Genomic DNA, 21,095 nt, shown 5'->3' on the forward strand with positions numbered 1-21,095 from the left:
GCGCCGGCTTCGATGGGGTCACCCAGTGTGGTGCCGGTGCCGTGGGCTTCGACGGCGTCGACCTGGTCGTGGGTGAGGCCGGCGTTGGCTAGTGCTTGGTTGATGACGCGTTGTTGTGACGGGCCGTGGGGTGCGGTCAGTCCGTTGGATGCGCCGTCTTGGTTGATCGCCGATCCAGCGACGATCGCAAGGACCGGGTGGTTGTTGCGGCGGGCCTCGGAGAGCCGTTCAAGGACCAAGACCGCGGCGCCTTCACCAAAGCCGGTGCCATCGGCGGTAGCGGCGAAAGCTTTGCAGCGTCCATCTGGGGCCAGGCCGCGTTGGCGGGAGAACTCGGTGAAAACCGCAGGTGTGCTCATCACGGTGACGCCGCCGGCCAGTGCTAGCTGGGATTCGTTGTTGCGTAAGGATTGGCAGGCCAGGTGAATTGCCACCAACGATGACGAGCAGGCGGTGTCAACGGTGATCGCTGGACCTTCTAGGCCCAAGGTGTAGGCGATACGGCCGGACATGACGCTAGTCGAGCCGCCGGTCATCGCATACCCCTCAGCGCCATCGGAGTTGATGGCGCCGTAGGACTGGGCCCAGGCTCCGGCGAACACCCCGGTGGAGGTGCCGGCCAAGGTGTGCGCGGGAATACCCGCGGTTTCTAGCGCTTCCCAGCACACCTCCAGCAGCAGCCGCTGCTGGGGGTCCATCGCGCGTGCCTCCCGTGGAGAGATCCCAAAGAACCCGGCATCAAAACCTGCCGCATCGTCAAGGAACGCGCCGTAACGGGTGTAGGTTTTGCCGACCGCGTCCGGATCGGGATCAAACAATCCCTCCACATCCCAACCCCGATCGGCCGGAAAATTACCCACCACATCACGGCCAGCGATCACCAAGTCCCACAACTGATCCGCTGATGCGACACCACCGGGGAAACGACACGCCATCCCCACCACCGCCACCGGCTCCTCGGTACGACCAGCTGCGATCACCACCGGAGCCGGCACCAGGGCACCGATGCCAGGGATCTGTTCAAGCAGATGCTCGGCCACCGCATGGGGTGTGGGGTGATCGAAGATGAGGGTGGGGGGCAGATCCAGGCCGGTGTTGTGGGTGAGGGTGTTGCGCAGTTCAAGGGCGGTCAGCGAATCGATTCCGAGGTCTTTGAACGCGGTGGCTGGGCTGATGCTTTCGGGGGTGTGGTGGCCCAGCACGGTGGCGGTGGCCGCGGCCACGAGGGTGGCCAGTGTTTGTTGTTGCTGTTGGGGGCTAAGTCCGTTGAGGCGGGCAGCGAGATCGGTTGCGGCAGAAGCCGCCCGGCGCCGTGGTGTGGTGATCAGCGCAGACAGGATCGGGGCCAGGGTGTTGTCGCGGGCGTGTCGGGCCAGGGTGTGGGTGTTGATCGGGGCGGGTATCGAAACGGGCCGTCCGGTGGCGAGGGCGGCATCGAACAGGGCCAGTCCGTGGCTGGTGGCGATGGGCATCAAACCCAGGCGGGTCATGCGGGCTAGATCTACATCGGTTAGATGCGCGGTGACACCGGTGCGGGTCTGCCAGTAGCCCCAGGCCAGGCTGGTCGCGGGCAAGCCCAGGCGGTGGCGGTAGTCGGCGAGAGCATCTAACGCGGTGTTGGCTGCCGCGTAGTTACCCTGACCGGGACTGCCTATCATTCCGGCCATGGACGAGAACATGATGAATGCAGACAGGTTGTGTTCGTAGGTGAGTTGGTGCAGCTGCCATGCCGCGTCGATTTTGGGGGCCAGCACCTGGTCGAGTTGATCGCCGGTCAACTCGGTGATTGGGGTGTCGGCCAATACCGCGGCGGTGTGCACTACCGCGGTTAAACGGTGTTGTGTGGGCACTGAATTGACCAGGGCGGCCAGTGCTTCGGGGTCGCTGATATCGCAGGCCGTGATGGTGACATGAGCACCTAGATCGGTGAGCCGCTGCTGCAGATCGGTGGCACCGTGGGCCTGAGGTCCGCGCCGCGAGGTCAACAACAGATGCCGGACACCATGGGCAGAAACCAGATGCTCGGCAAACAAGGCACCCAGCGTCCCGGTCCCCCCGGTGATCAACACCGTGCCCTCAGGATCTACCACCACCGGCGCAGTGAGCGCACCGTCACTGCTGTGTCGGGTCAGGCGGGGGATGTGGATGGTGTCGCGGCGTATGGCCAGTTGGTTTTCGCGGGTTGGCAGGGTTAGGGCGGTGGTGAGGGTGTCGCTGTTGGTGTTGTCGTCGGTGTCGAGCAGTGTGAAGCGTCCGGGGTGTTCGTTTTGGGCGCTGCGGATCAGGCCCCACACTGCGGCGTGGGCTAGGTCGGGGACCGGGTCGTGGGCACTGGTGCTGACGCCGTGGCGGGTCACGATGACCAGTCGGGTGCCGGTGGTGTCGGAGTGAGTGAGCCAGTCCTGCACCACGGTAAGTGTTTGGCGGGTCAGGGTGTGTATCCGAGAAGACACCGCGGTGTCGGATGCTTGGTGTGCCTGGAGCTCTTCGTTGCTGGGCACCGGTACCGGCCACACAACCACGTCTGCTTCGGTGGTGCTGGTGTGCAGGTCGGTGCTGGTGTGTAGGTCGTGCAGGTAGCGGGGCAGCTGTTGAGTGGGTTCGGCGATCACCCGATACCGCAGGGCATCGGTGTCGGTGTCGGTGTCGGTCGTGGTGTCGGGGTGTGGTGGCCAGCTCAGGTGTAGTAGGCCAGCTGCCGTGGCTGCCGGAGCAGACCCTGTGGCGGTGGTGAGGGGGCGGGTGATCAATGAGTCGATGATCGCCACCGGGGCTCCGGTGGTGTCACTGGTGTGCACGGTGATGGCATCGGTGTTGGTACGGGTCAGCCGTACCCGCAATCGGGTGGCGTGGGTGGCGTGCAAACTGATGCCGGTAAAGGCGTAGGGCAGCCGCACCTGGTCACCGGTGTCTGCGGTGTTGGTGTCATCGGTGTTGTTGGTGGGGGGTTGGGTCAGGGCGAGTAGGGGGTGTAAAGCGGCGTCGAATAGGGCGGGGTGGATGCCGTAGCCGTCGATGTCGGTGTCTTCGGGTAGTTCAACTTCGGCGTAGATGACATCGGGTGTGGCGTGGTCACGCCATATCCGTTGCACACCTTGGAATGTTGGGCCGTAGTTGTAGCCCTGTGCAGCTAGGTCGTCGTAGAAGTCATCCACCTCGATCGCGGCTGTGCCGGGTGGAGGCCACGGCACAGGCGTTAGGGGGAGGTGGTTGTGGTCGGCGGTTTGTGCGGTCAGGACTGCGCTGGCATGCAGAACCCACTCGGGTTGTTCATCGCCGGTGGTGGTGTTGTCATGGCCGATATGTGGGCGCGAGTGGATGTTAAGAGACTGCCGGCCCATGTCATCGGTGTCGGTGACGGTGATCTGTAGATCCGCGGTGTCGTGGCCAGCGAGCAGCAGGGGGGTGTGCACGATCAGTTCGTTGACCGAGGAATATCCGGCACGGTCAGCGACATGCAGCGCTAGCTCGACAAATCCGGTGCCTGGGAACAGCACGGCTGATTCGACGGCGTGTTCGTTTAGCCATGGTTGGGTGCGTGGGCTGATCCGGCCGGTGAACACCCATCCGCGGTTTTCGGCCAGTTCGGTGACGGTGTCTAGCAGCGGATGCATGGCGTGGGTATTGGCCCCGCTGAAATCACCGGCGGTGGGCAGCAGCCAGTAACGCTGATGCTGGAAAGCGTAGGTGGGCAGTGTGAGGGGGCGGGCCTGGCAGTAAAGAACATTCCAGGATGGGCTGATGCCATGGCAGTGCAGCTGGCCGAGTGCTGCAGCGAACGCGACAGCATCAGGGCGATCCTTGCGTAAAGCTGGCACTGCTGCGCCGCCGCCGCCGGCTTGTTCGACGGTGTCGGTGATCGCTTGTGTCAACACCGGGTGAGGTGAGAGTTCCAGGAAAACCTGCTCACCCGCCCCGAGCAGGGCAGCGACAGTGTCATGGAACCGGACAGTGTTACGGATGTTGCGGTACCAGTAGTCCGCGGTCATTGTGGTGGTGTCGTAGGCGGTGTCGTGAGGTTCGCCGTCGACGGTGGAATACATCGCGATGGTTGATGGCCGCGGTGTCAGCTCGGGTAGCTCGTCGAGGAACTGATGGCGGATGTGTTCCATATAGGGGGAATGAGAGGGGTAGTCCACCGGGATAGCGCGAGCGTCGATGTTTTCGTGTTCGCAGGTAGTCAGCAATTCGGTGATCGCTGTGGTATCGCCGGAGACCACAGCGCTAGCGGGGCCGTTAACTGCGGCGACAGTGATCTTGCCGTCCCACCGTGCCAGCAGCTGGGTCAGTGGTTCCTCGGGCGATAGCACTGAAGCCATGGCACCGGCACCGGCCAGGTCGGTCAAGACACGGCTGCGCAAAGCCACTACCGCAGCTGCTTCGGGCAAGGTCAGGGCTCCGGCCACATGTGCCGCGGCGATCTCGCCCTGGGAGTGGCCGATGACTGCATCGGGGGTGATTCCGGCCCACCGCCAGAGTGCGGCTAACGACACCATCACCGAGAACAACACAGGCTGGACCACATCGACCCGCTCCAACGACGGGGCCTCGGGTTCGTCGTGTAACACAGCTAGCACCGACCATCCAGTGAAAGGCTGTAACGCTGCGTCGCATGCGTCGAGGGCGTGGGCGAACACGGGGAATTGGCGGTAGAGATCTGCGCCCATGCCGGGGTATTGACTGCCCTGTCCGGGGAACACGAACACTGTTTTGCCGGGGCCCTGTGGGGTCAGCAGGCCTCTGCTCAGCAGGGGGTGTGTGCCGTTGTTGGCCAGGGCGTGCAGTGCGGCCAGCGCATCGGTTGTGTCGTGGTTGTTTTCGCTGTGGTGCTCAATGCTGGTGGTGATGGTGGCGCGGTGGGGGTGGTGGCTGCGTGTGGTAGCCAGGCTGTGGGCTACATCGATCGGATCCAGATCGGGGTGGGCGCTGAGATGCTGGTACAGACGGGCCGCTTGTGCGCTTAACCCCGGCGCTGAACGCGCTGACAACGGCCACACCAGTACACCCACTGCGGGATCAGAACCCACTGCGGGATCAGAACCCACTGCGGGATCAGAACCCACTGCGGGATCAGAACCTGTTGTGGTGTCGGGGGTTTGTGTGGTGTCGGGGGTGGGGGGTTGTTGGAGGATGAGGTGGGCGTTGGTGCCGCTGATGCCGAATGAGGACACCGCCGCGGTGCGGGGGTGGTCGGTGTTGGGCCATTGGATGGGCTCGGTTAGGAGTTGGACTGTGCCGCTGGACCAGTCGATGTGGGGGCTGGGTTGGTCGACGTGCAAGGTGGCGGGCAAGGTGGCGTGGGTGATGGCTTGGATCATCTTGACCACACCGGCGGCGCCGGCGGCGGCTTGGGTGTGGCCGATGTTGGATTTGATGGATCCCAGCCAAAGCGGTTGATCGGGCGTGTGGTGGTGGCCGTAGGTGGCGTGTAGGGCGCCGGCTTCGATGGGGTCACCCAGTGTGGTGCCGGTGCCGTGGGCTTCGACGGCGTCGACCTGGTCGTGGGTGAGGCCGGCGTTGGCTAGTGCTTGGTTGATGACGCGTTGTTGTGACGGGCCGTGGGGTGCGGTCAGTCCGTTGGATGCGCCGTCTTGGTTGATCGCCGATCCAGCGACGATCGCAAGGACCGGGTGGTTGTTGCGGCGGGCCTCGGAGAGCCGTTCAAGGACCAAGACCGCGGCGCCTTCACCAAAGCCGGTGCCATCGGCGGTAGCGGCGAAAGCTTTGCAGCGTCCATCTGGGGCCAGGCCGCGTTGGCGGGAGAACTCGGTGAAAACCGCAGGTGTGCTCATCACGGTGACGCCGCCGGCCAGTGCTAGCTGGGATTCGTTGTTGCGTAAGGATTGGCAGGCCAGGTGAATTGCCACCAGCGATGACGAGCAGGCGGTGTCAACGGTGATCGCTGGACCTTCTAGGCCCAAGGTGTAGGCGATACGGCCGGACATGACGCTAGTCGCGCCGCCGGTCATCGCATACCCCTCAGCGCCATCGGAGTTGGTGGCGCCGTAGGACTGGGCCCAGGCTCCGACGAACACCCCGGTGGAGGTGCCGGCCAAGGTGTGCGCGGGAATACCCGCGGTTTCTAGCGCTTCCCAGCACACCTCCAGCAGCAGCCGCTGCTGGGGGTCCATCGCGCGTGCCTCCCGTGGAGAGATCCCAAAGAACCCGGCATCAAAACCTGCCGCATCGTCAAGGAACGCGCCGTAACGGGTGTAGGTTTTGCCGACCGCGTCCGGATCGGGATCAAACAATCCCTCCACATCCCAACCCCGATCGGCCGGAAAATTACCCACCACATCACGGCCAGCGATCACCAAGTCCCACAACTGATCCGCTGATGCGACACCACCGGGGAAACGACACGCCATCCCCACCACCGCCACCGGCTCCTCGGTACGACCAGCTGCGATCACCACCGGAGCCGGCATCAGGGCACCGATGCCAGGGATCTGTTCAAGCAGATGCTCGGCCACCGCATGGGGTGTGGGGTGATCGAAGATAAGAGTGGACGAAAGGTTGAGGCCGGTCGCAGTTTGGAGGTGGTCGCGCAGTTCAAGGGCGGTCAGCGAATCAAATCCGAGGTCTTTGAATGACTCATGAGTATCGAGACTCTCAGTTGAGGCGTACCCGAGAACGGATGCGGCTTGATCAAGGACCAACTTCCGGGTGACTGCACGCTGTTCTGTCGCCGTTAGTCCGGCTAATTTGCTCGTCAGGAGCGTCTCCGTCGATGCAGAGCTCGAGCGCATCGACTCGCGGTAAGCCATTACCTCTGTGATTTCGTGTAGGAAGGGCCTCGGTCGCGCCAAAGCGAATGTGGGGTAGAACCGATCCCAGTTGACGCTCGCAACAGTCAATGTTGCTTGCGGTCTGTCAATGGCGTCGCTTAGCGCCTGCACAGCTAAATCTGCTGACATCGATTTCAAGCCAATAAGGTTTAGTCCCGAAGCGGATGGCCGGTCTCCCATGCCGCCGCCAGCCCACAGTCCCCAAGCGACCGATGTTGCTGGTAACCCCAACGTGCGCCGTTTCTCGGCGAGCGAATCTAAGAATGCGTTAGCGGCAGCATATGCGCCTTGACTTTTGCCGCCCCAGATTCCGGCTACTGACGAGAACATGACAAACGCTGATAGTGTGAGGTTAGACGTGATGTCACTCAATACTTGGGCACCGTGAACCTTCGGCGCCAATTCGTCACTAAAGGATTCGTCCTCGAGTTCTGTTAGCAGAGTTGGCTGGTGTCGTCCTGCAAGATGAAAGACCGCATCAAGGGATTTACCTGCTATTGCAGCCTCGACTGAAGTGCGGTCTGTCACGTCGCAGGCGTGCACTGTCACACTGGCGCCAGCCGCGCGGAGGTCATCCACTAGCTCTGTAGCTCCATCGGCTGCCATCCCGCGACGGCTGGTTAAGAGCAAATCTACCGATTCATATTTGTGGGCCAACCACCTTGCGACGTGTGCGCCTAACGCGCCTGTGCCGCCTGTGATTAACACGGTCCCCCTCGGAGCCCACGCGGTCGAGGATTTGGATGTCGTGGTTGCCGGGGCGTGGATCAATCTCCGTAGGAAAACCCCAGACGGCCTGATCGCAAACTGATCTTCATCCGTCGGCTGCGCGAGGAGGGCGCACAAGCGCTCCCATGCTGCATCGTCGGGTGACTCGGGGAGGTCTACTAAGCCACCCCACGATCCCGGGTGCTCTAATGCGACGACTCTCCCCAGACCCCACACCAGGGCTGCTGACGGGCATCGGATCAAATCGTCGGCGCTGACCGATACCGCGCCCTGCGTTAGGCACCACAAAGGAACGTCCAAGTGGACATCGCCCATTGCTTGCACAAGATTTAATGTCTTGACCGCGCCGCTATCGGAGAATTCGGACCCGTGAATCCCTAAGAACGATATGACACCAGATATGTGTGAACCGAGATCTTTTAGGGAAGCGCCCATCAATGATCGATTGAAGTCCGGCTCGAAAATTGTGATAATCGTGACTAAGGCGCCGTGCGCTTCGAGCGCTGCAGCACATCCAATTACTGGGTCAGTCTTTGCAAGTTCGCTTGGAACTATCAGCAACCAAATGCCGGACAGCGTGGTCGAACTCGGCGTTGTTGGGGAAGACAGCCATGTCACCTGATAGCGCCAGGAATCAAGCTCGGACTGTGTGCGCTCCGCGCGACGCCATGAAGACAATGCAGGTAGCACGGTCTGCATGGCACTGGCGGTGACACCTATAGAATCAGCCAAGCCATCAACGTCTTCCCGCTCGACCGCCTCCCAAAAACGGGATTCAACGTTCTGGGCCTGTGGTTGACTGGCGGGATCGCCTTGACCGATACGGTTGGCGTCGAGCCAGAACCGTTGCCGCTGGAAGGCGTAGGTGGGCAGGTTAACTGTCTGGGTGCTGCGGCCGTCGAACACCGACTGCCAATCCACAGGAATGCCGGAGGTGGAAAGTCGTGCTGCAGCGCGCAATACGGCGACGGATTCAGGTTTATCGGTGGACAGTGCCGACACTGACACGGTCGGCTCGGCAGATTTCAAGGATTGCTCGATAGCTGCGCCCAACCCGCTGGCTGGACCGACTTCAATGAAGCAGCTAGCCCCCATGGCTTCCAACGAAGCGACACTATCGGCGAAACGGACTGGACGGCGGATGTGGTCCACCCAGTAACCTGCCGACCCGTAGTCGGCGTTGGCCAGCTGACCAGTCACGTTCGAAATCAGTGGAATCTGCGGTTGCTCCACAACGATTTCAGAAGCGAGCCGAGCGAACTCCTCCAACATCGGCTCCATCAACGATGAATGAAAGGCATGCGAAACCGCAAGTTCGTGCGCCCTGTAGCCCCTATCCGCCAATCGATTAGCGATCAAACGGACTGCCGCCTGATCACCAGAGATCACGACTGACCCTGGCGCATTGAGCGCCGCGATATCGACCCCTTCAACCAGCAAAGGCTCGACTTCATGCTGGCTGGCGGCTACCGCGACCATCGCTCCACCGGCGGGCAGGGCCTGCATCAGTCGGCCCCGCGCTGAAACTAATTTAGCCGCGTCCTGCAGGCTCAAAACGCCAGCCACTTGTGCAGCGGCCAGCTCTCCTACCGAATGGCCTATCACGTAATCCGGAACGACACCCCAGAAGCGCAGCAACGCAAACAGTGCGACCTCGACAGCAAACAACGACGGCTGGGCGAACTCCGTTGAATTGAGCAGGCCTTCATCGTCGCCCCACATAACTTGGCGTAGCGGCAACCGCAGATACTGGTCCAGCGCATCAACAACGTCATCAAACGCCGCCGCGAATACCGGGAATTGTTCATAAAGCTGCGCGCCCATGCCCAACCGCTGTGATCCCTGGCCGGGAAACACCATTACAGTCTCGCCCGCTGCGCGGGCCCGGCCCACCACTACATCGGCGCCCAAGTCACCAGAAGCCAACTCGGCCAACCCGCGCTGCAACTGGTGACGATCCGCACCCACAACTACTGCGCGATGCTCAAACATCGATCGAGTGGCTATCAATGACCACCCCAGGTCGATTGCATCGACAACTGGATCATCGTCAAGGCGCGTCAACAATCGGCTCGCCTGCGCAGACAACGCCTCAGCCGACTTCGCTGAAATCACCCAGGGCACAAACGATAATCCCGTGCCTGCATCGGTGATTGTTGCGCAGGGAGATTGTGCGGGGCTGCAGTCCTCGGGGGTTTGTGTGGGGTTGGGGGTGGGGGGTTGTTGGAGGATGAGGTGGGCGTTGGTGCCGCTGATGCCGAATGAGGACACCGCCGCGGTGCGGGGGTGGTCGGTGTTGGGCCATTGGATGGGCTCGGTTAGGAGTTGGACTGTGCCGCTGGACCAGTCGATGTGGGGGCTGGGTTGGTCGACGTGCAAGGTGGCGGGCAAGGTGGCGTGGGTGATGGCTTGGATCATCTTGACCACACCGGCGGCGCCGGCGGCGGCTTGGGTGTGGCCGATGTTGGATTTGATGGATCCCAGCCAAAGCGGTTGATCGGGCGTGTGGTGGTGGCCGTAGGTGGCGTGTAGGGCGCCGGCTTCGATGGGGTCACCCAGTGTGGTGCCGGTGCCGTGGGCTTCGACGGCGTCGACCTGGTCGTGGGTGAGGCCGGCGTTGGCTAGTGCTTGGTTGATGACGCGTTGTTGTGACGGGCCGTGGGGTGCGGTCAGTCCGTTGGATGCGCCGTCTTGGTTGATCGCCGATCCAGCGACGATCGCAAGGACCGGGTGGTTGTTGCGGCGGGCCTCGGAGAGCCGTTCAAGGACCAAGACCGCGGCGCCTTCACCCCAGCCGGTGCCATCGGCGGTAGCGGCGAAAGCTTTGCAGCGTCCATCTGGGGCCAGGCCGCGTTGGCGGGAGAACTCGGTGAAAATCGCAGGTGTGCTCATCACGGTGACGCCGCCGGCCAGTGCTAGCTGGGATTCGTTGTTGCGTAAGGATTGGCAGGCCAGGTGAATTGCCACCAGCGATGACGAGCAGGCGGTGTCAACGGTGATCGCTGGACCTTCTAGGCCCAAGGTGTAGGCGATACGGCCGGACATGACGCTAGTCGCGCCGCCGGTCATCGCATACCCCTCAGCGCCATCGGAGTTGGTGGCGCCGTAGGACTGGGCCCAGGCTCCGACGAACACCCCGGTGGAGGTGCCGGCCAAGGTGTGCGCGGGAATACCCGCGGTTTCTAGCGCTTCCCAGCACACCTCCAGCAGCAGCCGCTGCTGGGGGTCCATCGCGCGTGCCTCCCGTGGAGAGATCCCAAAGAACCCGGCATCAAAACCTGCCGCATCGTCAAGGAACGCGCCGTAACGGGTGTAGGTTTTGCCGACCGCGTCCGGATCGGGATCAAACAATCCCTCCACATCCCAACCCCGATCGGCCGGAAAATTACCCACCACATCACGGCCAGCGATCACCAAGTCCCACAACTGATCCGCTGATGCGACACCACCGGGGAAACGACACGCCATCCCCACCACCGCCACCGGCTCCTCGGTACGACCAGCTGCGATCACCACCGGAGCCGGCACCAGGGCACCGATGCCAGGGATCTGTTCAAGCAGATGCTCGGCCACCGCATGGGGTGTGGGGTGATCGAAGATAAGAGTGGACGAAAGGTTGAGGCCGGTCGCAGTTTGGAGGTGGTCGCGCAGTTCAAGGGCGGTCAGCGAATCAAATCCGAGGTCTTTGAATGACTCATGAGTATCGAGACTCTCAGTTGAGGCGTACCCGAGAACGGATGCGGCTTGATCAAGGACCAACTTCCGGGTGACTGCACGCTGTTCTGTCGCCGTTAGTCCGGCTAATTTGCTCGTCAGGAGCGTCTCCGTCGATGCAGAGCTCGAGCGCATCGACTCGCGGTAAGCCATTACCTCTGTGATTTCGTGTAGGAAGGGCCTCGGTCGCGCCAAAGCGAATGTGGGGTAGAACCGATCCCAGTTGACGCTCGCAACAGTCAATGTTGCTTGCGGTCTGTCAATGGCGTCGCTTAGCGCCTGCACAGCTAAATCTGCTGACATCGATTTCAAGCCAATAAGGTTTAGTCCCGAAGCGGATGGCCGGTCTCCCATGCCGCCGCCAGCCCACAGTCCCCAAGCGACCGATGTTGCTGGTAACCCCAACGTGCGCCGTTTCTCGGCGAGCGAATCTAAGAATGCGTTAGCGGCAGCATATGCGCCTTGACTTTTGCCGCCCCAGATTCCGGCTACTGACGAGAACATGACAAACGCTGATAGTGTGAGGTTAGACGTGATGTCACTCAATACTTGGGCACCGTGAACCTTCGGCGCCAATTCGTCACTAAAGGATTCGTCCTCGAGTTCTGTTAGCAGAGTTGGCTGGTGTCGTCCTGCAAGATGAAAGACCGCATCAAGGGATTTACCTGCTATTGCAGCCTCGACTGAAGTGCGGTCTGTCACGTCGCAGGCGTGCACTGTCACACTGGCGCCAGCCGCGCGGAGGTCATCCACTAGCTCTGTAGCTCCATCGGCTGCCATCCCGCGACGGCTGGTTAAGAGCAAATCTACCGATTCATATTTGTGGGCCAACCACCTTGCGACGTGTGCGCCTAACGCGCCTGTGCCGCCTGTGATTAACACGGTCCCCCTCGGAGCCCACGCGGTCGAGGATTTGGATGTCGTGGTTGCCGGGGCGTGGATCAATCTCCGTAGGAAAACCCCAGACGGCCTGATCGCAAACTGATCTTCATCCGTCGGCTGCGCGAGGAGGGCGCACAAGCGCTCCCATGCTGCATCGTCGGGTGACTCGGGGAGGTCTACTAAGCCACCCCACGATCCCGGGTGCTCTAATGCGACGACTCTCCCCAGACCCCACACCAGGGCTGCTGACGGGCATCGGATCAAATCGTCGGCGCTGACCGATACCGCGCCCTGCGTTAGGCACCACAAAGGAACGTCCAAGTGGACATCGCCCATTGCTTGCACAAGATTTAATGTCTTGACCGCGCCGCTATCGGAGAATTCGGACCCGTGAATCCCTAAGAACGATATGACACCAGATATGTGTGAACCGAGATCTTTTAGGGAAGCGCCCATCAATGATCGATTGAAGTCCGGCTCGAAAATTGTGATAATCGTGACTAAGGCGCCGTGCGCTTCGAGCGCTGCAGCACATCCAATTACTGGGTCAGTCTTTGCAAGTTCGCTTGGAACTATCAGCAACCAAATGCCGGACAGCGTGGTCGAACTCGGCGTTGTTGGGGAAGACAGCCATGTCACCTGATAGCGCCAGGAATCAAGCTCGGACTGTGTGCGCTCCGCGCGACGCCATGAAGACAATGCAGGTAGCACGGTCTGCATGGCACTGGCGGTGACACCTATAGAATCAGCCAAGCCATCAACGTCTTCCCGCTCGACCGCCTCCCAAAAACGGGATTCAACGTTCTGGGCCTGTGGTTGACTGGCGGGATCGCCTTGACCGATACGGTTGGCGTCGAGCCAGAACCGTTGCCGCTGGAAGGCGTAGGTGGGCAGGTTAACTGTCTGGGTGCTGCGGCCGTCGAACACCGACTGCCAATCCACAGGAATGCCGGAGGTGGAAAGTCGTGCTGCAGCGCGCAATACGGCGACGGATTCAGGTTTATCGGTGGACAGTGCCGACACTGACACGGTCGGCTCGGCAGATTTCAAGGATTGCTCGATAGCTGCGCCCAACCCGCTGGCTGGACCGACTTCAATGAAGCAGCTAGCCCCCATGGCTTCCAACGAAGCGACACTATCGGCGAAACGGACTGGACGGCGGATGTGGTCCACCCAGTAACCTGCCGACCCGTAGTCGGCGTTGGCCAGCTGACCAGTCACGTTCGAAATCAGTGGAATCTGCGGTTGCTCCACAACGATTTCAGAAGCGAGCCGAGCGAACTCCTCCAACATCGGCTCCATCAACGATGAATGAAAGGCATGCGAAACCGCAAGTTCGTGCGCCCTGTAGCCCCTATCCGCCAATCGATTAGCGATCAAACGGACTGCCGCCTGATCACCAGAGATCACGACTGACCCTGGCGCATTGAGCGCCGCGATATCGACCCCTTCAACCAGCAAAGGCTCGACTTCATGCTGGCTGGCGGCTACCGCGACCATCGCTCCACCGGCGGGCAGGGCCTGCATCAGTCGGCCCCGCGCTGAAACTAATTTAGCCGCGTCCTGCAGGCTCAAAACGCCAGCCACTTGTGCAGCGGCCAGCTCTCCTACCGAATGGCCTATCACGTAATCCGGAACGACACCCCAGAAGCGCAGCAACGCAAACAGTGCGACCTCGACAGCAAACAACGACGGCTGGGCGAACTCCGTTGAATTGAGCAGGCCTTCATCGTCGCCCCACATAACTTGGCGTAGCGGCAACCGCAGATACTGGTCCAGCGCATCAACAACGTCATCAAACGCCGCCGCGAATACCGGGAATTGTTCATAAAGCTGCGCGCCCATGCCCAACCGCTGTGATCCCTGACCGGGAAACACCATTACAGTCTCGCCCGCTGCGCGGGCCCGGCCCACCACTACATCGGCGCCCAAGTCACCAGAAGCCAACTCGGCCAACCCGCGCTGCAACTGGTGACGATCCGCACCCACAACTACTGCGCGATGCTCAAACATCGATCGAGTGGCTATCAATGACCACCCCAGGTCGATTGCATCGACAACTGGATCATCGTCAAGGCGCGTCAACAATCGGCTCGCCTGCGCAGACAACGCCTCAGCCGACTTCGCTGAAATCACCCAGGGCACAAACGATAATCCCGTGCCTGCATCGGTGATTGTTGCGCAGGGAGATTGTGCGGGGCTGCAGTCCTCGGGGGTTTGTGTGGGGTTGGGGGTGGGGGGTTGTTGGAGGATGAGGTGGGCGTTGGTGCCGCTGATGCCGAATGAGGACACCGCCGCGGTGCGGGGGTGGTCGGTGTTGGGCCATTGGATGGGCTCGGTTAGGAGTTGGACTGTGCCGCTGGACCAGTCGATGTGGGGGCTGGGTTGGTCGACGTGCAAGGTGGCGGGCAAGGTGGCGTGGGTGATGGCTTGGATCATCTTGACCACACCGGCGGCGCCGGCGGCGGCTTGGGTGTGGCCGATGTTGGATTTGATGGATCCCAGCCAAAGCGGTTGATCGGGCGTGTGGTGGTGGCCGTAGGTGGCGTGTAGGGCGCCGGCTTCGATGGGGTCACCCAGTGTGGTGCCGGTGCCGTGGGCTTCGACGGCGTCGACCTGGTCGTGGGTGAGGCCGGCGTTGGCTAGTGCTTGGTTGATGACGCGTTGTTGTGACGGGCCGTGGGGTGCGGTCAGTCCGTTGGATGCGCCGTCTTGGTTGATCGCCGATCCAGCGACGATCGCAAGGACCGGGTGGTTGTTGCGGCGGGCCTCGGAGAGCCGTTCAAGGACCAAGACCGCGGCGCCTTCACCCCAGCCGGTGCCATCGGCGGTAGCGGCGAAAGCTTTGCAGCGTCCATCTGGGGCCAGGCCGCGTTGGCGGGAGAACTCGGTGAAAATCGCAGGTGTGCTCATCACGGTGACGCCGCCGGCCAGTGCTAGCTGGGATTCGTTGTTGCGTAAGGATTGGCAGGCCAGGTGAATTGCCACCAGCGATGACGAGCAGGCGGTGTCAACGGTGATCGCTGGACCTTCTAGGCCCAAGGTGTAGGCGATACGGCCGGACATGACGCTAGTCGCGCCGCCGGTCATCGCATACCCCTCAGCGCCATCGGAGTTGGTGGCGCCGTAGGACTGGGCCCAGGCTCCGACGAACACCCCGGTGGAGGTGCCGGCCAAGGTGTGCGCGGGAATACCCGCGGTTTCTAGCGCTTCCCAGCACACCTCCAGCAGCAGCCGCTGCTGGGGGTCCATCGCGCGTGCCTCCCGTGGAGAGATCCCAAAGAACCCGGCATCAAAACCTGCCGCATCGTCAAGGAACGCGCCGTAACGGGTGTAGGTTTTGCCGACCGCGTCCGGATCGGGATCAAACAATCCCTCCACATCCCAACCCCGATCGGCCGGAAAATTACCCACCACATCACGGCCAGCGATCACCAAGTCCCACAACTGATCCGCTGATGCGACACCACCGGGGAAACGACACGCCATCCCCACCACCGCCACCGGCTCCTCGGTACGACCAGCTGCGATCACCACCGGAGCCGGCACCAGGGCACCGATGCCAGGGATCTGTTCAAGCAGATGCTCGGCCACCGCATGGGGTGTGGGGTGATCGAAGATAAGAGTGGACGAAAGGTTGAGGCCGGTGTTGTGGGTGAGGGTGTTGCGCAGTTCAAGGGCGGTCAGCGAATCGATTCCGAGGTCTTTGAACGCGGTGGCTGGGCTGATGCTTTCGGGGGTGTGGTGGCCCAGCACGGTGGCGGTGGCCGCGGCCACGAGGGTGGCCAGTGTTTGTTGTTGCTGTTGGGGGCTAAGTCCGTTGAGGCGGGCAGCGAGATCGGTTGCGGCAGAAGCCGCCCGGCGCCGTGGTGTGGTGATCAGCGCAGACAGGATCGGGGCCAGGGTGTTGTCGCGGGCGTGTCGGGCCAGGGTGTGGGTGTTGATCGGGGCGGGTATCGAAACGGGCCGTCCGGTGGCGAGGGCGGCATCGAACAGGGCCAGTCCGTGGCTGGTGGCGATGGGCATCAAACCCAGGCGGGTCATGCGGGCTAGATCTACATCGGTTAGATGCGCGGTGACACCGGTGCGGGTCTGCCAGTAGCCCCAGGCCAGGCTGGTCGCGGGCAAGCCCAGGCGGTGGCGGTAGTCGGCGAGAGCATCTAACGCGGTGTTGGCTGCCGCGTAGTTACCCTGACCGGGACTGCCTATCATTCCGGCCATGGACGAGAACATGATGAATGCAGACAGGTTGTGTTCGTAGGTGAGTTGGTGCAGCTGCCATGCCGCGTCGATTTTGGGGGCCAGCACCTGGTCGAGTTGATCGCCGGTCAACTCGGTGATTGGGGTGTCGGCCAATACCGCGGCGGTGTGCACTACCGCGGTTAAACGGTGTTGTGTGGGCACTGAATTGACCAGGGCGGCCAGTGCTTCGGGGTCGCTGATATCGCAGGCCGTGATGGTGACATGAGCACCTAGATCGGTGAGCCGCTGCTGCAGATCGGTGGCACCGTGGGCCTGAGGTCCGCGCCGCGAGGTCAACAACAGATGCCGGACACCATGGGCAGAAACCAGATGCTCGGCAAACAAGGCACCCAGCGTCCCGGTCCCCCCGGTGATCAACACCGTGCCCTCAGGATCTACCACCACCGGCGCAGTGAGCGCACCGTCACTGCTGTGTCGGGTCAGGCGGGGGATGTGGATGGTGTCGCGGCGTATGGCCAGTTGGTTTTCGCGGGTTGGCAGGGTTAGGGCGGTGGTGAGGGTGTCGCTGTTGGTGTTGTCGTCGGTGTCGAGCAGTGTGAAGCGTCCGGGGTGTTCGTTTTGGGCGCTGCGGATCAGGCCCCACACTGCGGCGTGGGCTAGGTCGGGGACCGGGTCGTGGGCACTGGTGCTGACGCCGTGGCGGGTCACGATGACCAGTCGGGTGCCGGTGGTGTCGGGGTGAGTGAGCCAGTCCTGCACCACGGTAAGTGTTTGGCGGGTCAGGGTGTGTATCCGAGAAGACACCGCGGTGTCGGATGCTTGGTGTGCCTGGAGCTCTTCGTTGCTGGGCACCGGTACCGGCCACACAACCACGTCTGCTTCGGTGGTGCTGGTGTGCAGGTCGGTGCTGGTGTGTAGGTCGTGCAGGTAGCGGGGCAGCTGTTGAGTGGGTTCGGCGATCACCCGATACCGCAGGGCATCGGTGTCGGTGTCGGTGTCGGTCGTGGTGTCGGGGTGTGGTGGCCAGCTCAGGTGTAGTAGGCCAGCTGCCGTGGCTGCCGGAGCAGACCCTGTGGCGGTGGTGAGGGGGCGGGTGATCAATGAATCGATGATCGCCACCGGGGCTCCGGTGGTGTCACTGGTGTGCACGGTGATGGCATCGGTGTTGGTACGGGTCAGCCGTACCCGCAATCGGGTGGCGTGGGTGGCGTGCAAACTGATGCCGGTAAAGGCGTAGGGCAGCCGCACCTGGTCACCGGTGTCTGCGGTGTTGGTGTCATCGGTGTTGTTGGTGGGGGGTTGGGTCAGGGCGAGTAGGGGGTGTAAAGCGGCGTCGAATAGGGCGGGGTGGATGCCGTAGCCGTCGATGTCGGTGTCTTCGGGTAGTTCAACTTCGGCGTAGATGACATCGGGTGTGGCGTGGTCACGCCATATCCGTTGCACACCTTGGAATGTTGGGCCGTAGTTGTAGCCCTGTGCAGCTAGGTCGTCGTAGAAGTCATCCACCTCGATCGCGGCTGTGCCGGGTGGAGGCCACGGCACAGGCGTTAGGGGGAGGTGGTTGTGGTCGGCGGTTTGTGCGGTCAGGACTGCGCTGGCATGCAGAACCCACTCGGGTTGTTCATCGCCGGTGGTGGTGTTGTCATGGCCGATATGTGGGCGCGAGTGGATGTTAAGAGACTGCCGGCCCATGTCATCGGTGTCGGTGACGGTGATCTGTAGATCCGCGGTGTCGTGGCCAGCGAGCAGCAGGGGGGTGTGCACGATCAGTTCGTTGACCGAGGAATATCCGGCACGGTCAGCGACATGCAGCGCTAGCTCGACAAATCCGGTGTTCGGGAACAGCACGGCTGATTCGACGGCGTGTTCGTTTAGCCATGGTTGGGTGCGTGGGCTGATCCGGCCGGTGAACACCCATCCGCGGTTTTCGGCCAGTTCGGTGGCGGTGTCTAGCAGCGGATGCATGGCGTGGGTATTGGCCCCGCTGAAATCACCGGCGGTGGGCAGCAGCCAGTAACGCTGATGCTGGAAAGCGTAGGTGGGCAGTGTGAGGGGGCGGGCCTGGCAGTAAAGAACATTCCAGGATGGGCTGATGCCATGGCAGTGCAGCTGGCCGAGTGCTGCAGCGAACGCGACAGCATCAGGGCGATCCTTGCGTAGAGCTGGCACTGCTGCGCCGCCGCCGCCGGCTTGTTCGACGGTGTCGGTGATCGCTTGTGTCAACACCGGGTGAGGTGAGAGTTCCAGGAAAACCTGCTCACCCGCCCCGAGCAGGGCAGCGACAGTGTCATGGAACCGGACAGTGTTACGTAGCTGTTGGGTCCAATAGTCAGGTGAGGCGAGTTGGTCGTGGCGGGCGATCTGCCCGGTGAGGTTGGACAAGATGGGCAAGGTGGGTGCGGTGAAGGTGAGTTGGGCCGCGATCTGGCGGAATTGTTCGAGGATGGGGTCCATATGTGGAGAGTGGAAAGCGTGACTGACCTGCAGTCGGGTGGTACGTCGATCTTGGGCAATGAAGTGCTCGCCGATTTGTTCGAGGCTGTCGTGATCTCCTGACAGTACGATCGACGTTGCTCCGTTGATCGCGGCGATGGACACGGCGTGGTCTAGGCCTTCAAGCAGCGGTTGTACTTCTGCTTCGCTGGCTTGTAGCGCGAGCATCGTCCCGCCGGGCGTGCAGGATTGCATCAGTCGTCCTCGGCTTGTGACCAAGGTGGCTGCGTCTTGCAGTGACAGCACACCGGCGGCGTATGCCGCGGTGAGTTCTCCGATGGAGTGGCCTAGCAGGTAGTCCGGGTGGATACCGGCGTGGGTGAACAATCGATGTAGAGCGGTTCCCAGCGCGAACAACGCCGGTTGTGCATAGAAGGTCTGGTCCAGCAGTTGCGCCATGGCAGTGTCTTGTTGGCTGAACATCACCTCAAGCAACGCAACATCGAGATGCGGGTTCAGCGCCGCAGCGACCTCGTCGAGGGCGTGGGCGAACACGGGGAATTGGCGGTAGAGATCTGCGCCCATGCCGGGGTATTGACTGCCCTGTCCGGGGAACACGAACACTGTTTTGCCGGGGCCCTGTGGGGTCAGCAGGCCTCTGCTCAGCAGGGGGTGTGTGCCGTTGTTGGCCAGGGCGTGCAGTGCGGCCAGCGCATCGGTTGTGTCGTGGTTGTTTTCGCTGTGGTGCTCAATGCTGGTGGTGATGGTGGCGCGGTGGGGGTGGTGGCTGCGTGTGGTAGCCAGGCTGTGGGCTACATCGATCGGATCCAGATCGGGGTGGGCGCTGAGATGCTGGTACAGACGGGCCGCTTGTGCGCTTAACCCCGGCGCTGAACGCGCTGACAACGGCCACACCAGTACACCCACTGCGGGATCAGAACCCACTGCGGGATCAGAACCTGTTGTGGTGTCGGGGGTTTGTGTGGTGTCGGGGGTGGGGGGTTGTTGGAGGACGAGGTGGGCGTTGGTGCCACCCATGGAAAAAGATGACACGCCCGCCGTTAGCGGTTTGTCTAAGTCCGGCCATTCACTGAGAGTGGTTTGGACGCGGAGCCCTAGCTGCTCTAGCGGGATTTTTGGGTTAGGAACCGTGTAGTTGAGGCTGGGGGGAAGCTGGCGATGATGAACGGCAAGGGCAGTCTTGATTAGGCCGAGGATTCCTGCGGCGCCTTCGAGGTGACCGATATTGGTTTTGATTGACCCGACTAGCAGCGGGCTGCGCGGGACCGTGGATGTGCCGAAGACGGAGTGAAGCGAGTGGGCTTCGGTGGGATCGCCGAGTCGGGTGCCGGTGCCATGTAGCTCGACGTATTGGACTTCTGAGGGGTCGATTTCGGCTCGTTCATAAGCTTGAAGGAGCGCTTGACGCTGGCCGTCGACTCCGGGCGCTGTCAAGTCTTGAGTGGTGCCGTCGTTGTTGACTGAGCTGCCGCGGATCACACAGTAAATATGGTTGCCGTCGGCTAGGGCGTCGTTGAGACGTTTGAGGACGACGACGCCGCCGCCTTCGCCACGAACGTATCCGTTGGCACGTGCGTCGAAGGTGTAGCAGCGTCCGTCAGGTGAAAGGGCTCCAAAGTGTGCTGCGCTCAGTGCGGCGGCGAGGCTGAGGTTAAGGTGAATACCACCCGCGATAGCAAGTGAAGTTTCTTCTCTGCGCAAGCTTTCCATTGCCACGTGCACAGCCACCAGTGAGGACGATTGCCCGGTATCGATGACCAAACTAGGTCCGCGTAGACCGAGTGTGTAGGAGACACGGTTGGCTATGAGGCTGCGGTGAGTCCCCGCAAAGGTATGTGCAGTCATCGCTGCGCGGTAGGTCACCGCGGTCGTGTAATCATCGCTCATGGCGCCGGTAAACACCCCGCTACTGCTACCGGAAAGATGTTCTGGCACGATTCGAGCATCTTCGAGTGCTGCCCAGGTCAGTTCAAGCATCAATCGTTGCTGCGGATCCATCGACCCAGCTTCGGAGGGGTTAATTCCGAAGAACGCGGCGTCAAACCCTTCGACGTCATCAAGAAAGGCGCCATGCCGAAGCGCTGATCGTTGCTCATCGGTCAGTCGGTGAGCAACGAGGCCGTCTAAATTCCAACGTGCAGAAGGTATCTCATCGACCACACTGATCCCGTCTCGCAGCAGCGCCCACAGAGCGTCCGGATCAGATGCGCCAGGAACCCGGCAAGACATTCCGACCACTGCGACTGCATCACCCAACACCCGACCTCCCCTGCAGTTTTGGTGAGCATCTCCGAAGATCACGCACCCTAAATTGGGTACTATCAC

At 61.9% G+C, this 21,095-nt stretch carries 1 protein-coding gene (cut by a window edge); it reads right to left on the reverse strand.

The features are described 5' to 3' along the window. A protein-coding gene (locus SHTP_RS26455) for a type I polyketide synthase (protein ID WP_096372705.1) crosses the window boundary here: on the reverse strand, positions 1-21,029 show its beginning. Its footprint begins 21,394 nt before the window's first position; only the first 21,029 of its 42,423 coding nucleotides appear in the window; its start codon is at positions 21,027-21,029; its stop codon lies beyond the left edge, outside the window. Between the last annotated feature and the right edge of the window lie 66 nt (positions 21,030-21,095).

Source organism: Mycobacterium ulcerans subsp. shinshuense, assembly GCF_002355775.1.
In the GTDB taxonomy this organism is placed as follows: domain Bacteria; phylum Actinomycetota; class Actinomycetes; order Mycobacteriales; family Mycobacteriaceae; genus Mycobacterium; species Mycobacterium marinum.